Genomic DNA, 19,387 nt, shown 5'->3' with positions numbered 1-19,387 from the left:
GGGGGGAGGCCCCCTCGCCCCACACCGAGATCATCACGAGGCAAGGCGAGGGGATCGAGGCACCTTCAAGAAACGGCCTAGCGGACCTGCCCGAAGCCCCCGTCGATCGTCAGCTCGATACCGTTGACTCCGGAGGCAAGGTCGGATGCCAGGAACAGCGCGGCCTTCGCGACCTCGTCGGGCTGGATGATCGATCCGCGCGGGTTGCCCTGCCCGAGGGCGGTGGACATCGCGTCGATGTCGCGTGCGCCCACGAGATTGAGCAGGCCGTTGGTCGCCGTCGCGCCCGGGGCAAGTACATTGACCCTGATACGCCGATCCGCCAGCTCGACAAGCCAGCTTCGGACCAGGTTGCGTTCCACGGCCTTCGTGGCGGAGTAGATACTGCGTCCTGGGCCGCCCACCTGGTTGTCCACCGAGGACGTGAGGATGATCGACGCCCCGGCCACGAGAAGCGGCAGCGCCTTCTGCACTGTGAAGACCATGCCCTTGATATTCACCGCGAGCGTCCGGTCGACGTGAGCCTCGGTCAGCTCGCCCAACGAGACCTGCTCGGCGATTGATGCGTTCGCGACGAGCACGTCCACACGTTCGTAGGTTGCGCGCACGACCTCGAAGAGGTGGTCGAGATCGTCGAGGCTGGCCGCGTCGAGTCGCACTCCGATCACGTCGGGGCCAAGCTCAGCTGTCGCCTTGTCCAGTCGCTCCTGGCGCCGCGCGCCGATGACGACCTTGGCACCTTCTGCCACAAAGCGCCTGGCGGTCGCGAGGCCGATCCCGTCCGAGCCGCCGGTAATCACGGCGACCTTGCCCTGAAGAAGCGTGCTCATATCTGGTTCCTTCTCGTTGTCGTCGTTACGGCGGCAGGCCTGGCATGTCAGTTGACGAGGACCGTCCGGAATCGAGCCGCACCGGACCTCACTTTGCGGGCATTTTGATCACCGTGAGGACTGGGACACCATGGCGGCTGCGGCAACGGCGGGGAATGACGTCCTGCTCGCCGATGGCCTTCGCGAGTTCGCTGGGATTCGGTGCCCCGATCATGATCGTCACAGCCGTCGCGACTTCTTCGATCCGCGCCGACTGCAGGCGCTGAATTGCCGGGGAGGCAAGACGTCAGCAGCCTCCGCGCGGCACCGGGGCAGGTCTCGAGATGGGCAGCAGGCCACAGTGGGCACCTGCCCGTCCGCAAAGTCACGGGCATGCCGCGCGCGTGGGTTCCGAAGGTGAGGAGCGTTTACAGGACGGTGATCAGTTCCTCACCTCCGGACGTCGGCTCGGCTTGTCCTGACCTGCGCGGGCGTGGTGGCGATGGACCTGCGCCGACTAAGCTGCGTGACTCCAGTTGAGCCCGGCCGTGTCGACGTCTGTCATCGCCACCGACCTCTCCACGAGCTGGTTAAACGTCTGTTGGCGTCCGGTCTGCCGGCAGTCGGCTCTCTTTCCCGCTCACCACGTGGGCCGTACGAGGTCGTCGGCGTTCCCTCCCGCGCGGAGCCGGGCGAGCATGTCGTCGGGATCGAAGGGGACGCCGACCGGGTTGGCGGCGAAGGACGGCGACTCCATAAAGGCCGTGCCCTCCTCGATGGTGTCGAAGTTGTCGATCTGCAACTCGATCTGATTGCCGTCCGGGTCGGCGTAGTACATCGACGTGGTGGTGCCGTGGTTGATGCTCGTCGTGGGCGTGATTGCCTCGGCTTTGAGCCGCTCATAGTTCCCGAGGAGGTCATCCAGCCTACTGAAGGTGAACGCGATGTGGGCGAGCCCGCGCAGCGGGGGAAGGCCCGCCGGGCAGTCGTCGGCCGGGAGGGGCGCCTGTGCGCCGCCGGCGCCGATCAGCCCCTCGGATGACCCGGCCAGCTCCTGCGCGGCACGGGCGGCGGCCACGGGGTCGGCTACCGCGATTCGGTGGTGCTCATCGTCGTAAGTGATGAACGCGCCGGCGGGGTTCTGGTGGACAACCCGGCCATCGAGCACCTTGAGGTACCAGTCACGCATGTCCTGGACCTGTGTCGTCCACAGGACCACGTGCGCCAGCTTCGTTGGTGAGGCCATTTGCCGTCTGCCTTTCATGGGTTAGGGATGAGACGTGAGGGACTGTCAGGCGGTGAAGCCGCCGAGGACCGCGGTCGCGGCGGCCAGGGCGAGCATCATGACCGCAGGCGCGACCGCGAAATCGCGGATGCGCACATGCGACGCGATCGCCCCGAGGAAGTAGAGGATCAGCCCGCAGCTGGCCGCGATGGCCAGCGGCGGCCGCCACACGCCGAGGACGAGGCCGCCCGCGCCCGCGACCTCGCAGGCACCGAGAAGCCACGCCTTGTCCTCGGGGAAGCCGACCTTGCGCAAGGTCGTCATCTGCATCTCCTGGCGGGCGAGCTTGCCGCCGGCCGAGGCGAGCAGAAGGGCCGCGAATACCGCCGAGACGACGATCATCGCCGTATGCACAGGTGCCTCCTAGGCCCAGGTCCGCTTGCTTGAGGTCCGGCCCGCTGGCGTGCACCGGGCTGGTCCTTGTGCTTCCAGCCTTCACCGGCGGTCGGGCACCGTCCAAAACGGGGTTAGTTACTAATTAAACGTAAGCATCTGATCCCAGGCTGTCTGCCCCGCGCGTCATCGCGTGACCATCCCGGCCGACAGGTCGATGTCGGCGGCGCGCAGCCCCGGCATGTGCAGCATCGCGATGACGGCATCGGCGACCTCCCCCTCGGCGTCCATCCGGTGCATGACCGTGCGGGAGCCGAACTCCCGCTCGACCTTGAGCCGGAAGTCGCGGTCCACGCGAGTCCCGCGGACGGGCCCGAAGGAAAGCAAGTTCACGGTGACACCGTCGGGGCCGACCTCGTGGGCGAGCGGAGCGTGGGGGTGAGGCGGATGACGGCCATCGTCGATGCCGCATAGGGGGTCCGGCCCGCCGACGGACGCTTGCCCGAGACCAGTGCGAGGTTGTTGACGTCGCCTGCCTCCAGCTGACCACGCTCGACAGAAAGGCGCGGCACATGAGCTCGGGCCCCGTACGTTGTCGGCGAACACCTCATCCCACTCGGCCGGGTCCACGGACACCAGTGGGGCGACGGGGCCCGCTGCCCCGGCATTCCTGACGAGGAACGACACCTCCTCGGCGGCCCAACAGGCACAGCCGGTGCCTCCGACTTCTCGCTGATGACAAGCAATAGTGACTTACTATGAGTGAGTGACTTCGCTATCCACAGGTACCCGCCCCGCAGGAAATGCCGAGGCGACCACCGATGACCGGGTGCATGACGCTGACGCGCAGGACTGCCTGGCCATGCAGTCGATGCTGGGCATTGTGGGTCGGCGGTGGACTGGGGCGGTGCTCCTCGCCTGCACGCGAGGAGCGCGGCGGTTCGGCGAGTACCGACACCTAGTTGGCGGCATCTCCGATCGGCTGCTCTCACAGCGGCTCAAAGAACTCGAATCGCTCAAGCTGATCGAGCGAGAGGTGATCCCGACGACTCCGGTGCGGATCCTGTATCACCCGACCGATAGCGGCAGGGAACTGGTCGAGGCACTTCACCCGCTGATTTCCTGGGGATCGCGCCACATGCCCCGAGAGATTCCCAGCGGCGTACCTCGCCGGGCTCCTGGCCCCTAGCCGTGGTTTTCGCGTGCCTGGTTCCTGGTGAGGGCGATCTGCGCCAGGAAAGCTGGACTTGGCGAACGACCCTGGTGAGGGTGCTGCTTTGACTCAGTAGAGCTGGGTGCCGTCCATGAGGTGCAGAGTCAAAGATGCATCTTGATCGAGATACTTGAACCAGGGCCTGGCGTCGCTCACGAGCCATGGTGCGTGGTGAGCAGTCGCGTCTCTGCGGCCGATCGTTCCCTCTGCCGCCAGGTTCCGGGCGGTTCTCCGTGATAGCGACGGAAGGCGGCGGCGAAAGCGAAGGGTGAGCCGTAGCCGATGGCGTCGGCGATCTGGGGCAGGGTGAGATCCTCGGCGCGCAGGTGGTCGCGGGCGATGGTCATCCGCCATTCGGTCAGGTATTGCATGGGGGCCCGGCCGAGTGCCTCCCGGAACACGCGTGCGAAGGCGGCCCGGGACAGACCGCTGATCGCGGCGAGTTCGGGGACCGTCCACGGGTGGGCCGCGTTCTCGTGCATGGCTTGTAGCGCGGCGCCCAGCCGCGGGTCTGCGCATGCCCGGTACCAGCGCGGTGCGGTCGTGCTGCGGCGGAAGTCGCTGCGGATGGCCAGGACGAGAAGCAGGTCCAGGAGTCGATCGAGGACGATCTGCTGGGCGAGTTCGTTCCGGACCAGTTCGCGGGACAGCAAAGTGATCACGTCCCGCAGGGGATCGTCGTCGGCCGCCGAGAGGGTCATGACCTGGGGCAGCGCCTCCAGCAATGCGCTGCCGACATCCCCGGAGAACTGGTAGGCGCCGCACAGGAACACCGTGGCCTGCGGGTTGTCTCCGGGGCTCTTCTGCGCGTGGCGTGTCCGGAACTCGTCCGGCTCCAGGCATTCCGCGCCCGGCTCATGCCCGATGTAGTGGTTCGGCCCGCCGCGTACCAGCGTGATGCTTCCCGGTATGAGCTCCACGGCGCTGCCGGGGGTGTCAAGCCAGAGGTGGCCCCGGCCACGGACCAGCGTGTGCACCGACAACTGTATAGAACCGTCCAGCCGAAGTCCCCACGGTGGTTCCGCGACCGTACGCGCGAACACCGCGCCGGTGGCGCGCGCCCGTACCAGGTGGTCAGCCAGCAGATCCATGGAATCAGCTTGACCGGCATAAGCATCAGGGTCAAGGCATGAGAGTTTCGCATAAAAAACTGAGTGGATCACACATGGATTGTCTTGCTCAGAGCTTCGAGTATGGAGTCATGAACAACGAAGCACTCACGGCACTCATCCTGGGCGGCACCGGCCGGACCGGTTCGCTGCTGGCCGACGCGCTTGCCCAGCGAGGAATCGTCCCCCGTACCGCGGCGCGTAGCGGAGCGGACGTCCGGTTCGACTGGGACGACCCGACCACCCACACGGACGCCCTGGCCGGCGTTGACCGCCTCTATCTGGTGACACCCACCATGCGCGTCAGCTACGCCGACCAGGTCGGCGCCTTCCTGGACCTCGCCGAGGCGGCCGGCGTGCGCCACGTCACCTACCTGAGTGTCTACAACGCCGACCAGGCGCCGGCGGGGATCGATATCGCGGCCGTCGAGGCCGATCTGGCCTCCCGGCACGGCATCACACACTCGATCGTGCGCCCCGCGTGGGTGATGCAGAACTTCGCCGACGACCATCTCCCGGTCATCGACGGAGTGATCACAAGCCCGAGCGCCGGCGGCGGGGAGGCCTTCGTCGACGCTGCCGACATCGCGGCGGTCGCGGCCGAGACGCTGCTGGACCCCGAAACCCACGCCGACGCCACCTACTCGCTCACCGGCCCGCAGTCCCTCACCTTCCAGGACATCGCGGACACCATTACCCTCGTGAGCGACCGCCCCGTCGCTTACAGCGACATCGATCAGGAGACGTGGATCAACGGCGCGCTCGCCGCGGGCGTCCCCACCGACTACGTGGTGATGCTGCGCTGGCTCACCGACGCCATCGTCGCCGGCAACGGCTCCACGCCCACCGGTGACATCGAGAAGGTCACCGGTCGGCCGGCCACCACCTTCCGCAGGTTCGCCGAACGCAACGCCCACGTCTGGACCTCGGAGGCGAAGTGAGCAAGACCGTCGACGACAACGCTCCCCTGGTCGGGGCGAACAGCCCGTTCTTTCGCATCATCAAGAAGGGGCTGGACGGCCTGGTCGACGGGGAGGACTACTACGACCTGCTGGCCGAGGACGTGGTCTTCGAGTACGTGATCACCGTGCCGGGGTATCCCCGGCGGCTCGCGGGACGCCAGGGAATCATCGACCTCTACAGCGACTACATGAAGCTGCTCAGCGCGGACAACCTGCACGTCCACCGGGATCCCGAGACCGCGGTGGTCGTCTTGGAGTACGAAGTGCACGGCACGTCGGTGAGGACGGGACGGCCGTACGATAACCGCTTCGTCTCCGTCGTGACCATCAAGGACCGCAAGGTGACGCACTGGCGCGACTACCTGGACCCTATCGCCGTATTCGACGCACAGGGATGGCCGCAAGACCGCCGCTCGTAGCAGCCAGCGCGTGCCGAGGCCGCCTCACCCAGGCGACCCGCCTTCCCACCAAGGCGCTCAATGTCTGAGCCGCCTGGGGCGAGTGGTTGAACTGGCGCTGGCCTCAAACTCTCGTGGGGAGCAGCGGGGCTGGGATTCGCTCCGTCGCCGCCATTCCCCCACGCTTGCGCGCGCCTCTCATCATCACGGCGTCGGCCTCGCGAAGGGCGTTGCGAACGTGGCCGTGCGCGGCTGGGCGACCACTCCGGTGGTCATCCTCGCCGCCACCATCGCTGCGCCGTCTTCTGCCAGGGCCCCTTCGAGGAGTCCGACCGCTACCGCCGTTTCATGGGCTGGGAGATGCCCTGGTACTCCGTGCCCGCCGAGTCGCACGAACGGCTCCTCGCCGGCCGCCACTTCGGCATGAAAGCGGCCTACCTCCGCGACGGGGACCGCGTCTTCGAGACGTACTGGACCACCGGACGAGGCGTCGAACCCATGGCACCCTCCTACGGCATCCTCGACATGACCGTCCACGGACGGCAGGAGACCTGGGAAGACTCCCCACCCGGCTGGCCACAGCCGTACGAGACACGCGGCCAGCAGTTCCGCAAGAACGGACGACCGACCGCCCAATGGCCACGGATCACCGCCGGACACGACGACAACCTCCATGGCACACCATCCCGCACGGGCGGCTCGGGCTGTTGCCCGTGAACCCGCGCCCCACAGCCGTCGCGGCGGCGTGGTCGGGGCCCTGCGTGTCCTGCGAACCGCCCACCCGGGTTACCCGCAGGACTTCTGGAGTCGCGTCGAGTTGATGGTCAGGGACGGTGATCAAGGCGAGGACGCGGTTCGTGGTGATCGTGGTGCCTGACGCCTCATCAACGCGAACCGCGTCCGCATGCCGCCGTCGCTGGTCACCTCCTGGCCCACCGTGGCGAGATGCCGTGGCGGGCACTGCGAGTCGATGAGTTTTCCCGGTCACAACACCAATCACGGAGTTGCAGAGGCATGCGCTCTCGACGGTGCGGCGAACGAGGGCGTGACCGGCGCCGGTCGCGGATCGTCAACACCTGCTCGCTCGCTTCCGGCAGCTTGCTCGGCCCCCTTCTCGGGGAAGTGGGACTCGGATTGCCAGACGTTCCGTCTTCCGCTTGAAGTGCCAGGTGTGCATTGTGCGATTCACCCCGCGCCTGACAACTTCCTGATATTCGCGCCCCAGGATGGGCGTGTGCCCTCGCCCGCATCATGCGGTCACACCACGGCGAACACCGTGTCGTGCGGTGCAGGGGGTACCGATCCCACCGCTAGGTGGGATTCGTCGTGCAAAACACAGCATGGAGAGCCTATGCATGGCGCCCACCCGCCCTGATCCTCGTCGTTCTCACCTTGACGCCTTGGCGCCTTGGAAGTCTGCTGCCACGGCCGAGACGGGAACGACTGTGCACACGGAAGAGCGAGGCCGATGGCCGACGGCTCCATCCGTCATAGGGCGGTGAGCACACCACCCTACCAGACATGACATGTCCGCTTCACCCGAAGCCGAAGCAAGGAGAGAGAGCACATATGAAGCCACGGGGAAGACATAGGTCCGTCACCGTCGCGGTGGCGGGGATCGCCGTCGTCGCGGCCCTGACCGCAGCCCCCGGCCCAACGGCCGCGGGTGCTGAGGCGGCGAAGGACGCCGGGGCAGGGGGTTTACCGAGGTCTGTGACGCTGGTGACCGGGGACAAAGTGCTGGTGACCGGCTCCGGTACGCTGGTCGGGATCGAGCGTGGCGAGGGACGCGAGAGCGTGGGCTTCTCGGTCCGAGTGGTCGAGGGCCACACACAGGTGGTGCCCGGTGACGCGCTTTCGCTGCTGGCCCGAGGCAGCCTCGACTCGCGCCTGTTCGACGTCACCGGGCTGCTGGCAGACGGGTACGACGACGCGCACCGTTCCGACCTGCCGCTGATCGTGACCCACCCCGGCCACAAGGCGGTCGCCAGAAGCGCGTTCGCCGACACGGGAACGGCAGTCGGTCGCGAACTGCCCACCGTCGACGGCACAGCGATACGGATGGCCAAGAGTGACGGGACGGCGTTCTGGGACACCGTCACCGATGACGGCGGCGCGAAGGGCAATGCAAGGTTCGCCTCCGCGCCCGCAGTGAAGAAGATCTGGCTGGACGGCAGGCGCAAGGCGGCCCTGGACAAGAGCGTGCCACAGATCGGCGCGCCCACGGCCTGGGCGGCCGGATACGACGGGTCCGGAACGAAGATCGCCGTCCTGGACACCGGTGTCGACGAGGATCACCCCGATCTCAAGGGCCAGGAGACGGCACAGGCCAACTTCTCCGACTCACCCGACTCCGTCGACAGGTTCGGCCACGGTACCCATGTGGCGTCGATCGCGGCGGGCACCGGGGCCGCGTCCGGCGGCACATACCGGGGCGTCGCGCCCGCCGCGAAGATCCTGGACGGCAAGGTCCTGGACGACAACGGCTACGGCTACGACTCCACGGTCATCGCGGGCATGCAGTGGGCTGTCGACCAGGGCGCCGATGTCGTCAATCTCAGCCTCGGCGGGCTTGACACACCAGGCACCGATCCGGAGGAGGAGGCGGTCGACCGGCTGTCCGCGACCTCCGACACGCTCTTCGTCATCGCGGCAGGCAACGAGGGCACCTTCGGCGAGGGCACGGTCGGCTCCCCGGGCAGCGCGGACGCCGCCCTGACGGTCGGTGCGGTCGACAAGTCCGACAAGCTCGCCGACTTCTCCAGCCGGGGCCCGCGCGTCGGCGACGGCGGCGTCAAACCGGATGTGACGGCGCCCGGTGTGGCCATCACGGCCGCCGCCGCTCCGGGCAGCTACCTCGAGCAAGCATATTCTTCGGGCGTTACGGGCTATATCACCCTTGACGGCACATCGATGGCCACCCCTCACGTCGCCGGGGCGGCCGCGATTCTGGCCCAGCAGCACCCGGACTGGGGCGGCGAGCGCATCAAGGACGTGCTGACGGCCTCGGCGAAGCCGGGTGCCTACAGCTCGTACCAGCAGGGAACCGGCCGTGTCGACATGACGCGGGCGATCAGGCAGGACGTCGTGGCCGAGGGTGGTCCCGTCGACTTCGCCACACAGCAGTGGCCGCACGACGACGACAAGCCGGTGACCGAGCAGATCACCTATCGCAACCTCGGTACCGAGCCGGTCACGCTGGAGTTGTCCACCGATGCGTTCACGGTGGACGGCAAGCACGCCCCTGCGGGAATGTTCACCGTCTCGCCGCAGCAACTCGCCGTTCCCGCGGGAGGCACGGCGAGCGCCTCGCTGACGGCGGACACCAGCGTGGCCGCCCCCGACGGCTCCTACGGGGGCTCGATAGCCGCGACTTCGAGTGACGACGTCAGCGTGCGCACCGCGTTCGGCGTGGTGCGCGAGGCCGAGTCGTACAACCTGACACTGAAGTACCTGGACGAGCACGGTGAGCCGACGAACGACTCCTTCACCAAGGTCGTGGGGCTCGACAACGACGTGGTCAAGGATCTGGACACGCTGGACGGCGAGCTGACCGTTCGGCTGCCGGCGGGCTCCTACACGCTCAGCAGCGTGATACACCCGCTGATCGCGGACGACCGTGCCCATGTGCTGGTGCAGCCGAGGCTGGACCTGCACACCGACACCACGGTGACGGTCGACGCACGGGACGCCCGGCCGGTGGAGGTCACCGTGCCCGACACCGCGGCGGTCAACACCTCGGCCATGGTGGCGGTCGCGTTCGGGCGCGCTGCCGGGCAGCGGGCGGGCTCCTTCATGTACCTCCTGCCGAGCTTCACCAATGTCAAGTTCGGGCAGATCGGCCCCGAGGTCCCCGCGCGGGAGTCGTTCGCCCGTTACATGGGAGACTGGACGCACCTGGTCGAGGGCAAGCCGGCCACGGTCTATAACCTGGCCTGGGACCGCACCGGCACGTCCCTGGACGGCTTCACCGATCACGTCGACGAGAACCGGCTCGCCCGGGTGGACGTGGTCGCGGGCTCACCCTCCGCGGACAAGACCCTGCAGGTGACGGCTACGCCCGTACTGCCCGGAACGAACTTCCCGAATTTCGGCTACTACGACAGGGGGCCGTCCCCGCGGCGGAGCACCCACTACGTCCTCGACAACGACGTCCCCTGGGGCTTCCGTCTGTGGCAGGGCGTCCTGGACGACGACGGAATCGCCAGCTGGGACACGTTCCTCAACCACCCGGCCACCACCTATCACGCCGGCGAGGGGCACGCGGTACGGATGAACGTCGGCGTCTCAGGACCGACGCTGCCGTCCTCCGGCACCGAGTCCGGCGAGGGCAGTCCCGGCGCCGAACGGCAGGGGGACACCATCCGGGCGTTCCTGCCGTTGTTCGGCGACGGCGGCGGAAGCTGGGGGCTGAGCGACTACACCTCGGCGAAGGCCACCCTGCTGGCCGACGGGAAGGAGATCACCAGCGAATTCCTCCCCGTCGACGGCGCTACCCAGTACTCGGTCCCCTCCGGGAGCAGTGAGTACTCGCTGTCTCTGGACGTGGCCCGGGACCCGTCGCTCTTCCCGCTGAGCACCCGTGTCACCGCGCGGTGGACCTTCCGTTCGGCGCGTACTGCCGAGGACCGTTGGACCTCGCTGCCGCTGTCCGTCGTCCGCTTCTCCCCGCGCCTGACACTGTCCAGCACAGCGGCAGCGGGTCGCTCGTTCGACGTGCCCTTCACTGTGGAGGGAGCCGCCGCGAGGAAGAAGGACACGAAGGTGGCCTTCCGGGTGTCCTACGACGAGGGCAGGACCTGGAAGCCCGCGAAGGTGACGGGCTCCCGTCTCGCCCTGCATCACCCGTCCCACGCGGGCACCGTCTCGCTGCGGGCCGAACTCACCGATCGTGACGGCAACACGCTGATCCAGTCGATCGAACGCGCTTACAGCATCACCGAATAGCCTCACCCGTTCCGGCAAGCAGGCCGCTGTCTTACCCGGGGTGCGATCGTGCGATCGTTCACTGCGCTTCGGGTGAGGCAGCGTCTCACATGCCGACGGTCGGTGCCGACCGCTGCGCGCGGCTGTTCACCGGCGGATACGGGTCCTTGGTCGTCGGTTGGACCTCCGCCTTGCTTCGCTCGGGTGCTCCACACCTCGACATATGTAACTGAAATGATTACATTGGAGGGGTGAGCGCAAACAGCAAGCTGACGGTCGCGACGCACGCACTGGCATGGATGGCCCTCAACGAGCGTCAGGGATGTGAGCTGACGACCTCGGATCAGATCGCGAACAGCGTGAAGACCAACCCCGTGGTGATCCGTCGGCTGATGAGTGAGATGAGCAAGGCCGGCCTGATCGAGTCCCGGCGCGGTGCCGGCGCAGGCTGGCGGCTGGCCAGGTCGCCGGAGGCGATCAGCCTGTGGGACATCGACAAGGCACTCGGCCCTGAGGCGACTTTCGCGATGCACCGCAACGAGCCAAGTGACTCGTGCCCGATCGCGCGCGGCATCCGGCCCGCCCTCGTACCCGTCTACGCCCGCGTCGACGACTCGATCCGTCGCGAACTCGCGAGCACCAGCCTCGCAGAGGTCCTGCGAGACACCCTCAGCGCCGGCGGCGCCTGAGCGGTCGACACCACAGAGGAGAGAAGTCGATGTCCAGCACCAGCGGTCTGGCGTACGCCGTACGCACCGCGACACGACAGGGTTTGACCAGGGACCTGCCCCACGGGCCTGATGACCTTCAATGGGTCGCCAACACCGCGACCTTGATCTACGGTGACCGTGATGCCGTCCTGGTCGACACCTACACCTCCATCGAGCAAAACGCAGAACTCGTGGAATGGGTCACGTCCTTCGGTCGTCAACTGACCCATATCTTCATCACCCATGGTCACGGCGATCACTTCTTCGGGATCGGCCAGCTCCTGAAGGCATTCCCGGAGGCGAAGGCGATCGCTTCCAAGGGCTCCGTCGCCGGAGCGCACACACAAGGCGAGCCGAAATGGCGTGACGGCTTCTGGGAGAAGCTCTTTCCGGGACAGATCCCCGAGATCACCTACCCCGAGCCCCTTGATGGTGACCACTTCGAACTCGAAGGGCACCGGTTGGAGGTGATGGAGATGGGTTACACCGACACCGTCGACACCACCTCGCTGTGGTTGCCGGACCTCGGGCTCGTCGTCGCCGGGGACGTCGTCTACAACGACACCCATCAGTTCACCGCCGAAACCACCCCGGAGAGCCGCGAGCACTGGGCTCAGGCTGCCGAACGTCTCGCCGAGCTCAATCCCGTCGCCGTGGTCGCCGGACACAAGAAGCCGAACACGCCCGACCACCCGATGATTCTGGCCCAGACCGCCGGCTATCTGCGTAGCTTCAACGCCGCCGTCGAGGGCTCCCGGACGGCCGAGGAGCTCTACGCCCGGATGCTCCGTCTCTACCCCCGTCGGGCCAACCCGGGTGCTCTGTGGGGAGGCGCGAAGGTCGCCAAGCCGACCCCTACCTGAGATCTCCGGATGCCTCCGGTCTGCTCGCCGACGAAGCGCGAGCAGACCGGAGACATGCCGGTCAGTCGTCAAAGGACGAGGGTGAAGTCGGTCCAGCCTGACCGGCTTCCATTGACCTGTACTTCGAGGGCGTGGGTGCCTGCGTGATGGACACGTGTGGTCATGGGGCGGAAGACATGGCTTTTGGTGAACCGCGTGGTTTCCCCGGGAGCGAGTTCCCGCACCGCGAGTTTGAAGACCTTGTCGCTGAGTGAGCCATTGGCCTTTGCGAAGTGGATGACATAGTCGACAGCTACGTTCGCGGGCTCAGGGCCGTCGTTCGTCACGTCAAAAGCAAACGCCAGCTTTCCGGGCGCTTGCACTTGATTGCTCTCCAGCCGCGGTGTGGACACCGTCAGTGCGGAGGCGCTGAAGCCCATCAAGGCGAGTGCGCCCGGATGCGCCCGCTTGATCAGAGTGCGTAGGCCGTGCCGCACGACGGAGCGTGTGTGCCGACCCGGATCGCGCAGCCACTCGGTCGCGAGGGAGACGACGAGATCCGGGTCCTGGCGGCTGAGGTCGTTGAGGTGGTTGGCAACGGAGCGGCGGACGTAGTCACTTTCGTCCTCATGGAGGGCGTTGAGGATGGGTACCGTGCACGCGGTCGTGTCGAGGATGCTCCTGACCCGGATCGCCCAAGGAAGAAAGGGACGGGTTCCCTCGCTGGCCAGACGCCGCACTGCGGCGTCGCGATGCGCTGTCCAGGTCATGACGGACTCCAGTGCGCGATCAAGGTCGGCCATCAGGAATCGACGGATGGCGAACTCGCTGGTCAAGCGAGGAGTGAGCTCCGCCAGCAGGGAAAGCCCGTCGTCGAACGCTGCCGGAACGTCTGACGAGAGTGCGAGAGCCGCGACGGCTTCGGTGACAGGCCAGATCGACCAGCCGCTGAAGCCCGGGCCGGCGAGAGCGCGCCTGAAGATTGCCGCAACTGCATAGAAGTCGTCAGGTAGATCATTGAGCAGTGCGGCCTCTACCAGATCACTGCGCGCACGCAGGTTCAGCGGCTCGAGATCAGAGCTGGTGATCGACGAAGTCTTGGCAAGGCGCTGACCGGGCGCCGCAGTTTCCAGTTCAGTGACGAGGCATCGGATGACATCGACGTCGATAAGTTCGTTCATGGCGCCCATACGTTCTCATTCTGTCATGGCTGGAGCTGCCGGGCACCGGCCCGCTGGGCGGTGGGGCGGGACGAAGCGGCGGTGGCCGGCTGGGGGAAGGACGCCCGCCCGACCATGACGACATCACGCATTCAAGGTCGATAACCTCGTGCCGTGACCGTCACAGGGCTCCGGCGTCCCGGGCCGTCCAGACGCTCGGGTAGATCGGCCGGAAGCCGAGCTCCCGGCGGATGCGCCGGTTGGACATGATCCCGAACCACGGGTCGGGGTCCGTGAGCTCGTGAAGCCCGGCGGGCACCTCGACGCCGTTGAGCTGGTACAGCTCGACCGTCGTGACGGGGGCGTCGTCGGCGATGTTGTAGATTCGGCCGGCGATACCCGGCGCGTACAGCAGACGCATCAGGCCTTGCGCGACGTCCGCGTGGTGGGCCATCTGCAGACGCTGGTGCGGCGCCCAACGGGCCGCCCAGTGCAAGGAGTTGGCGAGGTGTGGGTCGCCCTCGCCGTAGACGAAGGGGAGCCGGCCGATGCGTACGTCCAGGCCCTTCAGCGCGAGCAGTTCACGCTCGGCCTCGGCCTTGGACTCTGGGTAGGCGCCCCACATCTCGCCGCCCGGTCGGCTCTCGTCCTCCTCGGTCAGCGGGCGGCCCCGTCCGACGCCGTACACATTGCCGGTGCTGACCTGCACGAACCGCTCCACGTCGGAGGCCTGCGCGGCGCGGCCCAGGGCCACCGCGGCGTCCCGGTTGACGGCCCACGCCTCCTCGTCGGGTACCCCGCGGAAGGAGGCGGCGACGTTCACGACGGCGTCCACGCCGGCGAGCGCCTTGCCGAGTGTCTCCTCGTCACGCATGTCCCCTACGGCGACCTGGGCGCCCAGCTCCGCGAAGCGCTCGCCTCGGGCTGCGTCCCGTACCAGGACCCGCACCTGCTCGCCCGGCTGCCGCTGGGCCAGCAGCCTCGGCACGAAGCGGCGTCCGACCTGTCCCGTCGTACCGGTCACCAAAGTCAGCATGATGTGCTCCTCACTCAGTCTGTCGCCTGTCGTTGATGACCAGCCTCGGCCGACGCGGGGACGACCGGGAGAGACCTCTTCATCAGGGGATCGGGAGTCCCTGGATAAGCCGGCCGGCGTCCCGCACCCTGGAGAGGTGAACCGAGCCGAACTCGCCGACTTCCTGCGCCGCGGGCGCGCCCGCCTGGACCCCTCCGACGTGGGGCTCACGGCCGGAGCCCGCCGCCGTACGCCGGGGCTGCGCCGCGAGGAGGTGGCCCAGCTGGCCGGCATGTCCGTGGACTACTACACGCGGCTGGAACAGTCCCGGGGCCCGCGCCCGTCCCGCCAGATGCTCACCGCGCTGGCCCGCGCCCTGCGCCTGACGGAGGACGAACGCGACCACCTCTTCCACCTCACCGGTGAGGAGCCGCCGCGGCGGGAGGCGACCAGCACGCACGTGCGCCCGGGCCTGCTCCTGGTGCTGGACCGGCTGCACGACACCCCGGCGATGGTGGTGACCGACTGCGGTGAGGTCCTGGCCCAGAATGCGCTGTCGCGGGCATTGAGCGGAGATGTCCTCGCCCGGCCGCCCCGGGGACGCAACATGATCCGCCGCTTCTTCCTGGACGCGGCGGCCCAGGAGCTGTTCCCGCCCGAGGACCGCCCGGAGCGCGCCCGCGAGCAGGTGGCCGGGCTGCGAGCGGTGACCTCGGCCCGCCCCACGGACCCGAATGCCGCCGCCCTCGTCGCCGAACTACGCGCCGCGAGCAGGGAGTTCGCCCGCCTCTGGGACGAGCACGAGGTCGCCGTACGCCGCGCCTCCACGAAACGCTTCCGGCACCCTGCGGTCGGCATCCTCGAACTCGACTGCGAGGTTCTCGTCAATGCCGATCACAACCAGCAGCTCGTCATCCACACGGCCCGCCCGGGCACGGAGTCGTACGAGCGCTTGCAGTTGCTGCGGGTGGTGGGCTTGCAGGACCTGACTCCGACGAGCTCGACACCGCATGGAGCCAAGACGGGGTCAGCATCGGACACTGGATCCGGCAGAACAGAGTGGCCCCATTGATGCCCAGGTCAGCGGTGATGCTCTTGTACGTCGCCCCGGGCGTGGACTCGTACGAGGGCCACAGCGTCGGTCCTGAACTCGTCCGAGTAGTCCCGCATCGGCATCGGTCGGACCGGGCAAGTCCACCCCGGTCCGCGGCTCAGTCCTGAGGTGCATTGCGGCACAGACACTTTCAGGGCACGGATTCGCCACGCTGTGCCACGACCGCACCGTCCGCGGGGAATGTGTGGATGCATGGACCTGGGCAAAATGTTGGCGTACCTGGCCGGATACGGCCTGCTGAGCCTGGCTGGATTCGTAGTCGGTCTGGTCTGTCTGGTCGGGTTGCTGCTCGGCGCAGTCGCCGGCATCGGCCACTGGACCCACCGCTGGCTGGGCGGCCGCCACGAAGACGGACACACCGACGCAGACGAGGAAGACAACACCCTCGCATCGTTCCGCTGGGAAAAGGCGCAGGCCCCTGACGAAGCGCAGTAGAACCAGACCACGAAAGCATTCACCGATCCGCTGCTCTGCGACGGCGTAGGCTCCAGTGGTGCACGGTCAGGAGGGCCATCACCGCATCGGCCGATGTTCGGCGACCCAGCCCAGGCCTGCCTCGCGGAGGTCTCTGGCGCCGAGGTCTCCCGGCAGGCCATCTCCGCCATCACCGACGAGGTCCTGGACGGCATGGCTCCGGCGTCCCGGGCCGTCCAGACGCTCGGGTAGATCGGCCAGGTGAACTACGCCTGGGTTGTGCGATGCGGACACCGCACGGGCGCACCCCTGATCTATGGCTTGCATGACAAGCGAATCAAATGAGCATCTCACCCTATCGGGTGTTTTGTTGACCGATTTATCCGGGTGCCGAATACGCTCCCTTTACTCGGCATTACGATCCTTTTGCCGATCTTTGAGAACCAGTCGCCTCACGCCGTGCCGCACGGCCACTCCGCCGCAACTGCCATGTTCGCGACCGCGCCACACCCGGAAGAGAGGGAAACATGCCTGCTTGTGTCCCCGCCCGTGCCTCCGACTCGGCTCGAAGGCGTGCGCACCAGCCCCACAGTCCCCCGCCGGCTCCGCCCCGCCGCTTCCCGGTGGCGGGCGCCGATCTGTCGGCCTCCGTCGCGGTCTTCCTGATCGCCCTGCCGCTGTCCCTCGGTATCGCCCTCGCCACCGGCGCACCCCTGCAGTCCGGCCTCGTCGCCGCCGCCGTCGGCGGTCTCGTCGCCGGCCGGCTCGGCGGGTCCCCGCTCCAGGTCAGCGGCCCCGCAGCCGGGCTCACCGTGGTCACTGCCGACCTCATCCATCACTATGGCTGGCGGGCCACCTGCGCCATCACTGTCCTCGCCGGGGTCACCCAGCTGGGCCTCGGCTGTCTGCGTGTGGCCCGTACGGCGCTCGCCGTCAGCCCCGCGATCGTGCACGGGATGCTCGCCGGCATCGGCGTCACCATTGCCGTCGCCCAGCTGCACATCGTGCTCGGCGGCACTCCGCAGAGCTCGGTTCTCGGCAATCTCCTGGCGCTGCCCGCCCAGTTGGCGCGGATGCAGCCGGCCGCCCTGTCGATGAGCGTGCTGACGCTGATGATCCTGTGGGCCTGGCCGCGCATCCCCGGGCGCGCCGGCCGTCGGCTGCGTGGAGTTCCGGCCGCCCTCGTGGCCGTCGCCGCGGCCACCCTGACCGCCTCGCTCGCCACGCTCATCGTGCCCAGGGTCGAGCTGTCCTCCTGGCGGGACCACGCGCCGGCCGGGCTGCCCGAGGGGCCGGTTCTCGGCGTCATCGGCGCCGTGCTCACCATCACCCTGGTGTGCAGTGTGCAGTCTCTGCTCGGCGCCGTCGCGGTGGACAAGCTGGCGGCCGGGCGGCACCCGCACCTCGCTCGTTCCGACCTGGACCGCGAGTTGCTCGGACAAGGCGCCGCGAACATCGTCTCCGGCGCGCTCGGCGGGCTGCCGCTCGCGGGTGTCGCCGTCAGAAGCTCGGCGAATGTGCGCTCCGGCGCGATCAGCCGGAACTCCACGATGCTGCACGGCGTTTGGACCGTGACAGCCGCGCTGCTGATGGTCCCGGTGCTCGAGCTCATCCCCCTCGCCTCGCTCGCCGCTCTGGTGATGGCCGTCGGAATCCAGATGGTGTCCCTGCACCACATCCGCACGGTCACCCGCCACCGAGAGGTTCCGGTGTACGCCGTCACCACACTCGGTGTCGTCTTCCTGGGTGTCCTGGAGGGCGTGGCCCTGGGGGTCGCCGTGGCCGCCGCCATGGCCTTGCGCCGCCTCGCCCGCACCCGCATCACCCATCAGGAGAGACAAGGAGTCCACCATGTACACGTACGAGGCCAGTTGACGTTCCTCGCGGTGCCCCGGCTCAGCAAGGCGCTGCACCTGGTGCCCGCGGGGACGGACGCCGTGGTGCGGTTCGACGGGTCGTTCATGGATCACGCGGCGTACGAGACCCTGCAGGACTGGGAGCGGACTCATCGTGCGCACGGAGGAACGCTCGCCCTCACCGGCCGGGCAGGAGCCCGCGTCGCGACGACGCTCTCGCCGGAGGTGACTACACGCGGGGGCGAACCGAGCGCCGTACAGACGCCCGTGTGCCGGTGCCGGCCTTGGACGCCCTGGCGCAACCACCGGTGCGACCGGCCCACTCCCGCCCCGCATGACACTCCCCGCGACCGAGCGGACAGCGGGCCCGGGCGAAGCGGGCAGCAACTCGCGCGCGGGATCAGCGCGTTCCAGCGGAACACCGCTCCCCTGCTCCGCGGCGAGCTGGCCCGTCTCGCCCGCGAGGGGCAGAGGCCGTCGCAGCTCTTCCTGACCTGCGCCGACTCTCGCGTTGTCACATCGATGATCACCTCCAGCGGTCCGGGCGACCTCTTCGTCGTCCGCAACATGGGCAATCTGGTGCCGCTGCCCGGCACACAGAACGGTGACGACTCCGTGGCGGCCGCCCTCGAGTACGCCGTGGACGTCCTGGCCGTGCGGTCCATCACGGTGTGCGGGCACTCCGGATGCGGCGCGATACAGGCCCTGCTCGCCTCGGAGCCCGGGATGCCGGGGACCCCGCTCGGACGGTGGCTGCGACATGGACTGCCCAGCCTGGAGCGGATGGCCGACGGCACACGGCCAGAGCCCCGGCTCACCGGACGGGACCCGGCCGACGCGGTCGAGTTGCTGTGTCTGACCAATGTGGTGCAGCAGTTGGAGCATCTGCGGGCGCATGGGTCCGTGGCCCGGGCACTCCACGACGGCGCTCTCGACCTGCATGGGGTGTACTTCCACGTCGGCGAGGCCCAGGCGTATCTGCTCGGCACGACCGACGAGGACGACGTCTTCGGACCGGTGGCGGCGGCCGGAGACCTGCGCGACCCGGCGTGACGGCGTGGTGACGCACCCGCCTGGCCGGACCGCGCAGGGAAGCGGCAGCGGTCGGTGAACCACCGGAGCCCTCGCCGCCCTCGTCGACGCACTCCGCCAGACCCCCGTCGGATCCGCTTGTAGCGTGGTCGACTGACTCACCGTCGATGGCAGATGGCAGGAGCTTCGCTCCGGCTGCAGCAGATGGC

19 protein-coding genes are annotated in these 19,387 nt (G+C 68.0%); 11 read left to right on the top strand and 8 right to left on the bottom strand.

Going from position 1 to position 19,387, the window contains the following annotated elements; translation table 11 throughout:
* Window positions 1–77 precede the first annotated feature (77 nt).
* The 5 genes from CP978_RS34380 to CP978_RS34365 all read right to left on the bottom strand — a co-directional run bounded on the left by CP978_RS34380 (window position 78) and on the right by CP978_RS34365 (window position 2,820).
* Window positions 78–830 (bottom strand): SDR family NAD(P)-dependent oxidoreductase, encoded by a 753-nt coding sequence (locus CP978_RS34380; protein ID WP_043447653.1) that lies wholly within the window; start codon window positions 828–830, stop codon window positions 78–80.
* A gap of 88 nt (window positions 831–918) precedes the next feature.
* Entirely contained in the window at window positions 919–1,053 is a 135-nt protein-coding gene (locus CP978_RS36175) for a hypothetical protein (protein WP_260421141.1), read from the bottom strand.
* A gap of 396 nt (window positions 1,054–1,449) precedes the next feature.
* Window positions 1,450–2,055 (bottom strand): VOC family protein, encoded by a 606-nt coding sequence (locus CP978_RS34375; protein ID WP_043447652.1) that lies wholly within the window; start codon window positions 2,053–2,055, stop codon window positions 1,450–1,452.
* 45 nt (window positions 2,056–2,100) lie between these two features.
* Window positions 2,101–2,448, bottom strand: a complete 348-nt coding sequence (locus CP978_RS34370) for a DoxX family protein (protein WP_144401532.1) — start codon at window positions 2,446–2,448, stop codon at window positions 2,101–2,103.
* 165 nt (window positions 2,449–2,613) lie between these two features.
* Window positions 2,614–2,820, bottom strand: a complete 207-nt coding sequence (locus CP978_RS34365; RefSeq protein ID WP_144401531.1) for a hypothetical protein — start codon at window positions 2,818–2,820, stop codon at window positions 2,614–2,616.
* A gap of 373 nt (window positions 2,821–3,193) precedes the next feature.
* On the opposite strand from CP978_RS34365, the gene CP978_RS34360 reads away from it, so the two are divergent.
* On the top strand, window positions 3,194–3,616 hold the full coding sequence (locus CP978_RS34360; RefSeq protein ID WP_043447646.1) for a winged helix-turn-helix transcriptional regulator: 423 nt from the start codon (window positions 3,194–3,196) through the stop codon (window positions 3,614–3,616).
* A gap of 176 nt (window positions 3,617–3,792) precedes the next feature.
* Here the strand turns inward: CP978_RS34360 and CP978_RS34355 are convergent, their stop codons facing one another.
* Window positions 3,793–4,731 carry an AraC family transcriptional regulator gene (locus tag CP978_RS34355; RefSeq protein WP_052454477.1) on the bottom strand — a complete coding sequence of 313 codons (939 nt, stop codon included), beginning with the start codon at window positions 4,729–4,731 and terminating at the stop codon, window positions 3,793–3,795.
* A 110-nt stretch (window positions 4,732–4,841) separates the two neighbouring features.
* Here CP978_RS34355 and CP978_RS34350 point away from each other — a divergent pair, with 110 nt between their 5' ends.
* The 6 genes from CP978_RS34350 (at window position 4,842) to CP978_RS34325 (ending at window position 12,608) form a co-directional block, all read left to right on the top strand.
* Complete coding sequence (locus tag CP978_RS34350; protein ID WP_043447644.1) at window positions 4,842–5,690, top strand: NmrA family NAD(P)-binding protein; 849 nt, start codon at window positions 4,842–4,844, stop codon at window positions 5,688–5,690.
* Window positions 5,687–6,130 carry a nuclear transport factor 2 family protein gene (locus CP978_RS34345; protein ID WP_052454476.1) on the top strand — a complete coding sequence of 148 codons (444 nt, stop codon included), beginning with the start codon at window positions 5,687–5,689 and terminating at the stop codon, window positions 6,128–6,130. Before CP978_RS34350 ends, CP978_RS34345 begins: the two co-directional genes overlap by 4 nt.
* Window positions 6,131–6,259: 129 nt before the next feature.
* Window positions 6,260–6,826, top strand: a complete 567-nt coding sequence (locus CP978_RS34340; protein WP_311775069.1) for a DUF899 family protein — start codon at window positions 6,260–6,262, stop codon at window positions 6,824–6,826.
* A 1,005-nt stretch (window positions 6,827–7,831) separates the two neighbouring features.
* Window positions 7,832–11,056, top strand: coding sequence for a S8 family peptidase (locus tag CP978_RS34335; protein ID WP_227745592.1), 3,225 nt, complete (start codon window positions 7,832–7,834; stop codon window positions 11,054–11,056).
* Window positions 11,057–11,286: 230 nt separating this feature from the next.
* Complete coding sequence (locus CP978_RS34330) at window positions 11,287–11,724, top strand: Rrf2 family transcriptional regulator (protein ID WP_043447641.1); 438 nt, start codon at window positions 11,287–11,289, stop codon at window positions 11,722–11,724.
* A gap of 29 nt (window positions 11,725–11,753) precedes the next feature.
* A complete protein-coding gene (locus tag CP978_RS34325; protein ID WP_043447639.1) occupies window positions 11,754–12,608 on the top strand; it encodes an MBL fold metallo-hydrolase in 855 nt (284 codons plus the stop codon).
* A 68-nt stretch (window positions 12,609–12,676) separates the two neighbouring features.
* On the opposite strand, the gene CP978_RS34320 is transcribed toward CP978_RS34325, so the two are convergent.
* Window positions 12,677–13,777, bottom strand: a complete 1,101-nt coding sequence (locus tag CP978_RS34320) for a DNA alkylation repair protein (protein WP_043447637.1) — start codon at window positions 13,775–13,777, stop codon at window positions 12,677–12,679.
* Between the two features lie 151 nt (window positions 13,778–13,928).
* Entirely contained in the window at window positions 13,929–14,783 is an 855-nt protein-coding gene (locus CP978_RS34315; protein ID WP_043447635.1) for an NAD-dependent epimerase/dehydratase family protein, read from the bottom strand.
* Between the two features lie 136 nt (window positions 14,784–14,919).
* On the opposite strand from CP978_RS34315, the gene CP978_RS34310 reads away from it, so the two are divergent.
* The 4 genes from CP978_RS34310 to CP978_RS34300 all read left to right on the top strand — a co-directional run bounded on the left by CP978_RS34310 (window position 14,920) and on the right by CP978_RS34300 (window position 19,199).
* Window positions 14,920–15,834, top strand: coding sequence for a helix-turn-helix transcriptional regulator (locus CP978_RS34310; RefSeq protein ID WP_043447633.1), 915 nt, complete (start codon window positions 14,920–14,922; stop codon window positions 15,832–15,834).
* Between the two features lie 234 nt (window positions 15,835–16,068).
* Entirely contained in the window at window positions 16,069–16,311 is a 243-nt protein-coding gene (locus CP978_RS34305) for a hypothetical protein (RefSeq protein WP_043447631.1), read from the top strand.
* A gap of 93 nt (window positions 16,312–16,404) precedes the next feature.
* A complete protein-coding gene (locus CP978_RS35135; RefSeq protein ID WP_158508379.1) occupies window positions 16,405–16,542 on the top strand; it encodes a hypothetical protein in 138 nt (45 codons plus the stop codon).
* Between the two features lie 275 nt (window positions 16,543–16,817).
* Window positions 16,818–19,199, top strand: a complete 2,382-nt coding sequence (locus CP978_RS34300) for a SulP family inorganic anion transporter (RefSeq protein WP_043447629.1) — start codon at window positions 16,818–16,820, stop codon at window positions 19,197–19,199.
* The last annotated feature ends 188 nt before the right edge of the window (window positions 19,200–19,387 follow it).

The organism is Streptomyces nodosus, assembly GCF_008704995.1.
GTDB lineage: Bacteria > Actinomycetota > Actinomycetes > Streptomycetales > Streptomycetaceae > Streptomyces > Streptomyces nodosus.
This window is presented reverse-complemented; position numbering and strand designations above follow the sequence as displayed.

Coding starts and splice junctions, on each gene's coding strand:
- CP978_RS34380 (WP_043447653.1), bottom strand. CDS start 830: ATGAGCACGCTTCTTCAGGGCAAGGTCGCCGTGATTACCGGCGGCTCG.
- CP978_RS34375 (WP_043447652.1), bottom strand. CDS start 2,055: ATGGCCTCACCAACGAAGCTGGCGCACGTGGTCCTGTGGACGACACAG.
- CP978_RS34355 (WP_052454477.1), bottom strand. CDS start 4,731: ATGGATCTGCTGGCTGACCACCTGGTACGGGCGCGCGCCACCGGCGCG.
- CP978_RS34350 (WP_043447644.1), top strand. CDS start 4,842: ATGAACAACGAAGCACTCACGGCACTCATCCTGGGCGGCACCGGCCGG.
- CP978_RS34325 (WP_043447639.1), top strand. CDS start 11,754: ATGTCCAGCACCAGCGGTCTGGCGTACGCCGTACGCACCGCGACACGA.
- CP978_RS34320 (WP_043447637.1), bottom strand. CDS start 13,777: ATGGGCGCCATGAACGAACTTATCGACGTCGATGTCATCCGATGCCTC.
- CP978_RS34315 (WP_043447635.1), bottom strand. CDS start 14,783: ATGCTGACTTTGGTGACCGGTACGACGGGACAGGTCGGACGCCGCTTC.
- CP978_RS34305 (WP_043447631.1), top strand. CDS start 16,069: ATGGACCTGGGCAAAATGTTGGCGTACCTGGCCGGATACGGCCTGCTG.
- CP978_RS35135 (WP_158508379.1), top strand. CDS start 16,405: ATGTTCGGCGACCCAGCCCAGGCCTGCCTCGCGGAGGTCTCTGGCGCC.
- CP978_RS34300 (WP_043447629.1), top strand. CDS start 16,818: ATGCCTGCTTGTGTCCCCGCCCGTGCCTCCGACTCGGCTCGAAGGCGT.